Raw genomic sequence first — 9,515 nt, forward strand, 5'->3', positions numbered from 1 at the left:
ATTTTTAATGTTATTAATTCATTTCCTTGTATAATACATCCAGACCTTGACGAACGATCTTCTGAATTTCGAGTTTGGACGTATCGACGAATTCGCAAAGGGCAAAATCTTCGGGCGCTACTTCATATATACCCAGGTTTTCCATCTTATCGATATCGAATGCGATAATAGCCTTCAACAGGTATTCCGGCATGATATCCATCGGAAACACGCTATCGTATTCGTTGGACATGATCATAGCACGCTTGCCTCCCTTGATACGGGCGTCTATCACATATTCCTTGTTCTTACCCATCAACCAGGCGGGGAATGAATGGCTCACACTGAATTTTCCGAAACCGGGAGTCGCCCAGCCGAAGAAGTCGTGTGTTTCGTCGCCTTCCGGGATAACCGTAATCTGATTGTCATAGGCTCCCAAATAATCGTTTTTTTCTACCTTCGTACCAGTCAACACGTTACCGCTGATAATGCGGATATCTTCGTTACCTCTCATGATCTTTCCGTCAACCAGACTGGCGATCGTACAGCCGGCAATTGCCTTAACGTATCCTCTCTCTGTCGTTTCGGAACCGGTTATCACAACCAGGCGGCTGAAATCGGCGATGCCCTTATTGAACAAACGGCCGATAACGATCACGTCGGCAGGATTTACCGTCCAGACCACTTCACCCTTATTGATAGGTTTAATGTGATTAATCTGTACTCCCACATTGGCCGCAGGATGCGGACCTTCCACTTCTACAGTTTCAACACCTTTCACACTAACGGAAGAACCTTTACGGATGCCGACATACACCTTGCCGTCGGTAAGTTTTGCAAGCGCATCCAATCCCGTCTGAAAATCAACTTCCTGTCCTTTCACGACGAAATCGAAGTTCGGAGCTAACGGTGCGGAATAGAATGCAGAAACAAAGATGTCACGTGGTTCGTCAGCCGGCGAGGCGACGATGTCGTACGGACGTTGTTTGATAAACGGCCACATACCAGCGTGCAGGATTGCCTCCTTCACCTCTTCTCTTTTGAGGGAAGCTACATTTTTCTTACCGAAATCTTCATACTCGATCTGCGCTTCCGGCTTGACAACCACGCTAAGCACTTTGCGCTTCTCTCCTCGATTTACGGCAGTTACTTCGCCACTGACAGGCGAAACAAACTTGATCTCCGGGCGGTTCTTATCGATCATCAATACAGAACCGGCTTTGACTTTTTCTCCTACTTTGGCAACAACTTTGGGTACAATACCGTTATAATAATCGGGAACGATAGCGTAACTATCGCTTTTCCCTCCGTTTAACAGTACGTCCGAAGCTTTGCCCTTCAGATTAATGTCTAAACCCTTTTTAATCTTAATCACATTTGCCATGATACAACTAAAATTGTTTATATGTAATTTTCCCGCAAAAGTAAGCAATTTTTTATGCTTTAAAGCAGGGAATGGAAAATAATTAAAGAAATAATTCCATAATTTTGCACCGACAAAGAAAGAAATATGAAAATGAGAGTGTACAGTTTACTATTTATGATGCTTTTTGCCCTTTCCATCGGGGTAAACGCACAGGTAAAGTTCTTCACCGATGTCAATAGCAAGCAGATAAAAACGCTTCAGGTGAAAGTTGCCGGAGAGTTGATATCCGAACCTTACATAGCGTTGGGAGGAGAAGAGCAAATCGAAATCAATTTCGACGGTTTGGGGAGTGGATACACACGATATGCCTATAACGTGGTGCATTGCAACGCCGACTGGACACAATCGCAGTTGAATCCGATCGAATATATGAATGGTTTCCAAGGAACAACAATCGACGATTTTGCCAATTCCATCGGGACTACGACTCAATATTCGAACTACCGGCTATTGCTTCCGAACGACGATGTCCAGTTTAAAGTTTCCGGCAATTATGCCATCCAGGTCTATAACGAGGATACGCCGGACCAGATCATTTTTACAGCCTGTTTCTCTGTGGTAGAACCGGTTGTCAATATCTCGGCTTCGGTGAGCGGGAACACGGACATCGACACCAACCAGAGCCATCAGCAGGTAAGTTTCAACATCAACAACAAAAATTTTCCGATCACTTATCCGCAAACGGACCTGAAGATATTCGTTTACCAGGACAACCGGCGCGATAATGCCGTAACGGACTTGCAACCTATGAGCATTCTGGAAAACCAAATATCTTACACATATAACCGCAACCTTATTTTCCCTGCTGGGAATGAGTATCGTCGCATGGAGTTCCTAAGCAACAAATATAATGGAATGCACGTCGAAAATATCTCCTTCCACAATCCTTACTATAATGTGGAACTTATGACCGATTACAGACGGGATAAAGGCACTTACCAATATGACCAGGATCAGGACGGCCGTTTCTTCATTCGTTGCAGCGACTGTAACGATCCGGATACGGAAGCGGATTATTATATCGTGCATTTTACGCTTGCATGCGATCCGCTGCCCGATGGGAGTGTATATCTGAACGGTGAGCTATTTAATAATGTATTGGATGAAAAGAGCAAAATGGGCTATAACTTCGAGACGAAGCAATACGAAAAAGCCGTACTTCTCAAACAGGGAAGTTACAATTACCAGTATTTGTTTGTCCCGACCGGTTCCTCTGTCGGTCAGACAGGTCCGATAGAAGGTAATTACTACCAGACACAAAATGAATATAGCATCTATGTTTATTATCGTCCGATGGGTGCTCGCTATGATCGGCTAATTGGTGTCACGACTGTCAGGAACGAGATGCAGGTATTCTAAGCAAGGGTAAATACTCTTTTCCCCATCACATAGGTAGCTTGAATATTCCTTTCATCTCCAGCCGTTTGCAGGCCGAACAGTTTATTTTCCAACGTCCACTTCCCATGGCGTTTCAGATAGTCCATGCGTACCTGCTGGGAAGGTGTGGCGGCATAATCCATAACAATGAAGTCCGCTTTCCGACCTTTCCCGAAACAGCCGATTTCATCATCCAAATGAAGTGCTTTAGCTGCTCCCAACGTACATTTATATAATGACTCGAATACAGACATCGGATATCCGCCAAGTTGCTGCACTTTATACGCCTCTCCCATCGTGCGCAGCATAGAAAAAGAGGTTCCGGCTCCGATATCCGTCGCCAATACGGTTTGCATACCGACACGATTGGCTTGTTGCATATCAAACAGGCCACTTCCCAAAAAGAGGTTGGATGTAGGACAGTGGGCTACAACAGAACCAGCTTCGACCAACCGACGGCATTCCGAATCAGACAGATGAATACAATGTCCGAAGATGGAACGGTCTGTAACCAATCTTGCCCGCTCGTATACTTCCAAGTAATCTTGGCAGTCGGGACACAAGGAAAGCGTGCTGTCGATCTCGTCTTTATTCTCGGAAAGATGCGTCTGTATATAAGTGCCAGGATATTGTTCGTGCAAACGTCCAGCCGCAATCAGTTGTTCCGTCGAACAGGAGATGGCAAAACGGGGCGTGATGACATAGCGGTTCCGCCCTTTTCCATGCCAGGATTCGATCAAGGAACGACTTTCGGATTTCCCCTGTTCCGCCGTATCGGTCAATCCTGCCGGAGCATTCCGGTCCATCAGCACTTTTCCGGTCAGCATACACATATTATATTCCGACGCAACGGAGAAGAGAGCGGTGACGGATGTTGGATGTACCGTTGCATAAGCCATGCAAGCTGTCGTTCCGTTCCGGAATAGTTCCTCTACAAAGAAGTGGGCCATCCTATCCGCATGTTCCGAAGAAACAAACGCCTGTTCTGCTGGAAAGGTATAGTCCTCCAGCCAATCCAGCAACTGCCTTCCGTACATCCCGATTATTTCAGCTTGCGGATAATGGATATGGGAATCTATAAATCCAGGCATCAGGAGTTTACCGGAATAATCAACCAGTTCATAATCGGTATAACGGCCTTTAATATCCTCAAAAGGCCCACAATCGACTATCTCTCCTTCCCGTACGACCAATGCTCCATCGGGAAAATATCGGTAAGCATCTTTTCTATTTAACGGAGAATCGATAAAATCAAAAACTTCTCCCCGGTATAATGTCAGTTCACTCATCTTTTTTCTCTTTTATCGGTTCGACATGCAAGACGATATGGGTTGCAGGCCCAAATTTCAAACGTAACTTACTTTCTATCTCCTTCGTCAGCTCATGCGCACGGCTTACAGTTATTTGTCCATCGACCCGGATATGCACTTCTATTGCAAAATCATTACCGATTCTGCGGGTACATAGATTATGCGGGTTCCTGACCTCCGGCGTTTCATTTATTATAGAGAGAATCTTATCTTCGACCTCAGTCGGTAAAGATTTCTCCAGCAAATCATTAATTGCAGGTATGACCAACAGAAAGGCTACCTTTACAATCAATATGCTGACAATCACGGCTGCTATCGGATCCAGCACACGCCAGTTATCACCTAAGAGGATGGCTCCTCCAATACCCAACGTCGTCCCGATAGAAGAAAAAGCATCCGAACGATGATGCCAGGCATTCGCGATAACAGCCTGGCTATTTTCTTTTTTTCCGACATATAGCGTCAGACGATACAGGGTTTCCTTTATCAAAATAGAGATAATGGCGGCAATAAGTGCGATCTTGCCGGGACTTTCCAACTGTTCGCCTCCAAAATAAAATCCAAATACCTTGTTCGCACCATCCCAGAAAAGGCCGGCTCCTACACACATCAGGACAATCCCGATGATCGTAGTAGCCAAAGTTTCATACTTTCCGTGCCCATAGTCATGGCCTTCGTCTTTCGGTTTGGACGATATATTAATGAAGAGCAAAACAATTACATCCGTCACAAAATCGGATAACGAATGGACGGCGTCCGCGATCATGGCGCTACTGTGCCCTAACACACCTGCTACAAATTTGAAAACCAATAGCAGAAAGTTGGCAAGAGATCCGGTCAAGGTCACAGCCATGATTTTTCTTTTTCTAATATGTTCTTTCATTTCTTTAGGACCTGTTTTTTACGTTTTCAAGCAGAACAAATATAAGGATAAAAACCGTTAGCGGAATTAAAAGCAAATAAAAAGAAATATGTTTCGGATTTTGTACGTATAATTGATATTTAGCCCCCCCCATTTAATCAGCAGACTATCTTTCGATTAAAGATTATTAATATCGCCAGTAAAACTGTAACCAAAAAAACCTTATCTTTGTTGTCCATATCCGAGAAGGAACAACGTTAAATACATGGTAAGATTTATCCGTTATATCATATTAATAGCTCTGTTACAAGCTGTAGCAGGAATTTTTCTATCACACGCTCAGAGTTTTACCTCGGCATCCGGTATTGTCAAAGATTCTATTACCGGTGAACCGCTCCCATTCGTATCCGTCTATTTTGACGGGTCGACTATCGGAGCTATGACAGACGACAATGGAACATTCACCCTTCAAAACAATCAGGGCTATACCAAACTGGCCGCCGCCTCATTGGGATACGATACTAAATTCATCGATCTCAAGCCCGGTAAAAAGAATGACAATTTGGAAGTATTGTTGAAGCCGACTGCTTTCGAGATTTCGGAAGTCGTGGTCAAACCCAAAAGAGAAAAATATACCCGCAAGGATAATCCGGCTGTAGAGCTTATCAAAAAAGTAATTGCACATAAGAACGACAACCGGATCGAGGCAAAGCCGGAATATCAAACGGAAGTATACGAAAAACTAAGTCTGTCGCTGGATAATTTCAATCCGAATCTCGACAAGAACAAATTTCTGAAAAAGTTCAAATTTATCAAAAACTATCTGGACACGTCCGAGTTTAACGGCAAACCGATCCTGACCGTCTCCGTGCGTGAAAACCTATCGGACTTCTACTACCGGAAAAGTCCCAAAGCGGAAAAGACAATTGTCAGAGCCAAGCGCATGCAGGGGATCGATAAAACATTAGATGACGGTGGCGGCATAACCTCCAACCTGGAAGAGATTTTTAAGAGTATCAATATTTTCGATAACAATATTCCTATTCTATTGAATCGGTTCGTCAGCCCATTATCATCGACATTGGCGACCACATATTACCATTACTACATCATGGATACGCTCGATGTGGGAGGAGATAAATGTGTGGATCTGGCTTTCGTTCCGGCAAACAGCGAAAGCTACGGTTTTACGGGACGGCTTTATATCACGCTTGACGGTAATTATGCGGTCAAGAAAGTATTGCTGAACACCCCTGCAAACATCAACCTAAATTGGGTGGATAAACTCCGTATTGAGCAGGAATTCAAGCAGATGTCAGATAGTACCTGGGTGCTCGACCAAGAGAATACTTTCGTCAATTTCTATGTGGTAAAGGGGACGCAACAGCTCTATGCGCACCAGCTAAGGAATTATGACAATTATAATTTCAACGTGCAAAATGCAGATTCCGTTTTCGGGCTCTTAGGGGCATTGCATGTCTTGCCGGAAGCGACGGCACAGCCGGATACGTTCTGGACGCACAACCGCCCTATTCCATTGAAAGAGAAGGAAGATGCGCTAAAAGATTTATTGGGACAACTGCGGAAAGTTCCGGCTTTCAATGCCATTATCAAAACCGCAGAGATCCTGATAACGGGCTATATCCCGACAGCAAATGACAAGAAGGTGACCAAATTCGACTTCGGTCCGATGAATACGACCTTCAGTGCAAACCATCTGGAAGGTTTTCGTATGCGTGTGGGAGGAATGACGACTGCCAACCTCAATCCGTATTGGTTTGCAAGCGGTTATCTGGCTTACGGTACAAATGACCGCAAGATCAAATACAATTTGAAGTTAACACACAGTTTCACTAAAAAAGAATATCACGAAGGTGAAAATCCGGTCAATAATCTGTCGTTCATCCAAGAATATGACGTGTATACCCCAGGCCAAGATTTCCTTTTCACAAGCAAAGATAACATATTCGTTGCCTGGAAAGTAGGTGAACCTGTGACCAAGATGCAGTATATCCGCAAAAGCGTATTGCAATACGAAAAAGAATGGCTGAACGGCCTGACATGGAAGTCCTGGATAATGAATCAGAACAACGAGGCGGCAGGAACGCTTCAATATATTAAACGGGACGAATCCGGGAATTTATACCATATAAAAGATTTTACGACATCCGAAATCGGGACACAGTTACGTTTCGCTCCGGGTGAACGCGCTTATAACGGGCGTTCGGGGAAAGAATCCGTATTCAACCTGTCTAAAGATGCCCCTGTATTCAAGCTCTCCCATCAATTAGGTATTAAAGGCGTGTTAGGCGGTGATTACAATTACAACCATACGGAGATCAGTGCCGAGAAACGTATCTGGCTTTCTTCGTTTGGGCATATCGATGCACAGGTTAAAGCGGGCAAGGTCTGGGACAAGGTACCTTTCCCCCTGTTGATTTTGCCGAATACGAACCAATCCGTCACAATCCAGCCGGAAGCATTCCACATGATGAACGCGTTGGAGTTCGTGACCGACCAATATGTCTCGTTCAATGCTACTTATTATCTGAAGGGGTGGATTCTGAACCGTATTCCGGGCATCAAGTGGTTGCGTCTGCGTGAAGTCCTATCCTTTAATATGATCTATGGTGGACTGACGGACAAAAATAATCCGACCTTGACGCCGGGACTTTTCCTATTACCAGATGGGACGCAGCCATTAGGTAGCACTCCATATATGGAATGCAGCGTCGGTTTGGAAAATATATTCAAGATCCTGCGCATTGATTATTACAGACGCTTAACTTATTTGGATCATCCTGATATTAAGAAGGGAGGTATCCGTATTGCATTAAGATTCACTTTCTAACATGCGGTTTAATTAAGAATGACAGATCTGAACAGTTCACGTTTACACCATGCCCCTAATCCTTGGGCACTGACACCTTTGGTTGTTTTTTTATTGTCTTACCTTGTAGTGTCCATCATCGCAGGCGATTTCTATAAGATGCCTATTACCGTAGCCTTTGTTATCGCCTCAGTTGTTGCCATCGCCATGTCCAAAGGGGGTAAGATCAGCAATCGGATCGAGCAATTCTGCCGGGGGGCAGCCAACAGCAATATCATGCTGATGGTATTGATCTTCATTCTTGCCGGTGCTTTCGCCCAAACAGCCAAAGCGATGGGAGCAGTCGATGCTACCGTGAATCTGGCCATGTCCATCCTACCTGGCAATTTGTTGGCAGCCGGAATATTCCTTGCTGCCTGTTTCATTTCCATTTCTGTCGGGACATCTGTCGGAACAATCGTTGCCTTGGCTCCTGTTGCCGTAGGGATCGCCGACAAAACCGGAATGCCAGATGCCCTGATGCTGGGTGTCGTAGTAAGCGGAGCCATGTTTGGAGACAACCTGTCTTTCATATCGGATACCACTATCGTCGCCACCCGCACACAAGGTTGTAATATGAACGACAAGTTCAAAGTGAATATTCGAATTGCTCTGCCGATCGCCATCCTGACCGGTCTTCTCTATGTACTGATCGGGAGTGGGGTCGGGAGCGGATATGAAACAGGGCCGATCGAATGGATCAAGGTCCTGCCCTACCTAGTTGTCCTGATAACAGCTATCTGCGGTGTGAATGTCATGATGGTCCTAATAGCCGGGATCATTCTTTCCGGTATCGTCGGATTGCTTACAGGCGGATTCGATATCTGGGGATGGAATGCATCAATGGGGTTAGGCATCACAAATATGGGCGAACTTATCATCGTGACTTTATTGGCCGGTGGAATGCTGGAAATGATACGATATAACGGAGGTATCGATTGGATCATCTTGAAACTCACTTCCCGCATTCGTTCCACCAAAGGAGCCGAAGGGAGTATTGCCGCACTAATCAGCTTTGCAAATCTTTGCACCGCAAACAATACCATCGCTTTGATCATGGCAGGCCCAATAGCCAAAGATATTGCCGATCGTTTTAAAATCGATCCGAGACGCAGTGCCAGTCTGCTGGACATTTTTTCCTGCTTCGTACAAGGCATCATCCCTTACGGCGCGCAATTATTGATGGCGGCAGGTTTAGGGCATGTCTCTCCCATCGAGATCATGCAGTATTTATATTATCCTTATTTGTTGGGTGTCGGAGCTTTGCTGGCTATCACATTCAATTATCCCCGTAAATATGCGGGAGACTGTTAAGACAGGAGAAATGGGCGAATGAAGGTTATTTTAATCAGAAACAGTGCATAAAATCTCCTCAAACAAGGCAGATAAACAGCTCCACATCCCCGTCCCGGTTTCACGAAGATCCGGGTCTCCACCTCCTCCACACCCGGATCTCCCATGCCCTTCCACCCGGGTCTGAAGAAACTTTTCAAGTTGTTTTTGGTAAAAATTTTGTATCAGCTTCAGAACATATCTGAAATTTGACAGGATATTGATATACAATGCTTTATTGCTTTTGCCCATGATAGTTATGTAAGCGTCTCCGCGATGCTACCATTGTTCTTCAAACAAGAGTATTTAGCTTTGTCATCAAAAAAAGATGAAAGCAGAAACTCGTTTTCCCCGTACAGT

7 protein-coding genes are annotated in these 9,515 nt (G+C 44.8%); 3 read left to right on the forward strand and 4 right to left on the reverse strand.

The window, feature by feature from the left end; all coding sequences use genetic code 11:
- Positions 1 to 13 precede the first annotated feature (13 nt).
- Positions 14 to 1,363: a Na(+)-translocating NADH-quinone reductase subunit A gene (locus BHV83_RS02505; RefSeq protein ID WP_005638003.1), complete on the reverse strand. Its 1,350-nt coding sequence runs from the start codon at positions 1,361 to 1,363 to the stop codon at positions 14 to 16.
- A gap of 132 nt (positions 1,364 to 1,495) precedes the next feature.
- Here BHV83_RS02505 and BHV83_RS02510 point away from each other — a divergent pair, with 132 nt between their 5' ends.
- Positions 1,496 to 2,764 carry a type IX secretion system plug protein gene (locus tag BHV83_RS02510; RefSeq protein WP_286756055.1) on the forward strand — a complete coding sequence of 423 codons (1,269 nt, stop codon included), beginning with the start codon at positions 1,496 to 1,498 and terminating at the stop codon, positions 2,762 to 2,764.
- Here the strand turns inward: BHV83_RS02510 and guaD are convergent.
- Complete coding sequence (gene guaD, locus BHV83_RS02515; protein WP_005638008.1) at positions 2,761 to 4,071, reverse strand: guanine deaminase; 1,311 nt, start codon at positions 4,069 to 4,071, stop codon at positions 2,761 to 2,763. The genes BHV83_RS02510 and guaD overlap by 4 nt on opposite strands.
- Positions 4,064 to 4,975, reverse strand: a complete 912-nt coding sequence (locus BHV83_RS02520) for a cation diffusion facilitator family transporter (RefSeq protein WP_286756048.1) — start codon at positions 4,973 to 4,975, stop codon at positions 4,064 to 4,066. Before BHV83_RS02520 ends, guaD begins: the two co-directional genes overlap by 8 nt.
- A gap of 244 nt (positions 4,976 to 5,219) precedes the next feature.
- Between BHV83_RS02520 and BHV83_RS02525 the strand changes: the two genes are divergently transcribed.
- On the forward strand, positions 5,220 to 7,805 hold the full coding sequence (locus BHV83_RS02525; protein ID WP_286756050.1) for a DUF5686 and carboxypeptidase-like regulatory domain-containing protein: 2,586 nt from the start codon (positions 5,220 to 5,222) through the stop codon (positions 7,803 to 7,805).
- An 18-nt stretch (positions 7,806 to 7,823) separates the two neighbouring features.
- On the forward strand, positions 7,824 to 9,137 hold the full coding sequence (locus BHV83_RS02530) for a Na+/H+ antiporter NhaC family protein (RefSeq protein WP_195489031.1): 1,314 nt from the start codon (positions 7,824 to 7,826) through the stop codon (positions 9,135 to 9,137).
- Here the strand turns inward: BHV83_RS02530 and BHV83_RS21710 are convergent.
- On the reverse strand, positions 9,134 to 9,334 hold the full coding sequence (locus BHV83_RS21710) for a hypothetical protein (RefSeq protein WP_353743771.1): 201 nt from the start codon (positions 9,332 to 9,334) through the stop codon (positions 9,134 to 9,136). The two genes, BHV83_RS02530 and BHV83_RS21710, sit on opposite strands and share 4 nt — an antisense overlap.
- Positions 9,335 to 9,515 lie beyond the last annotated feature (181 nt).

The organism is Parabacteroides sp. merdae-related_45_40 (assembly GCF_001915675.1).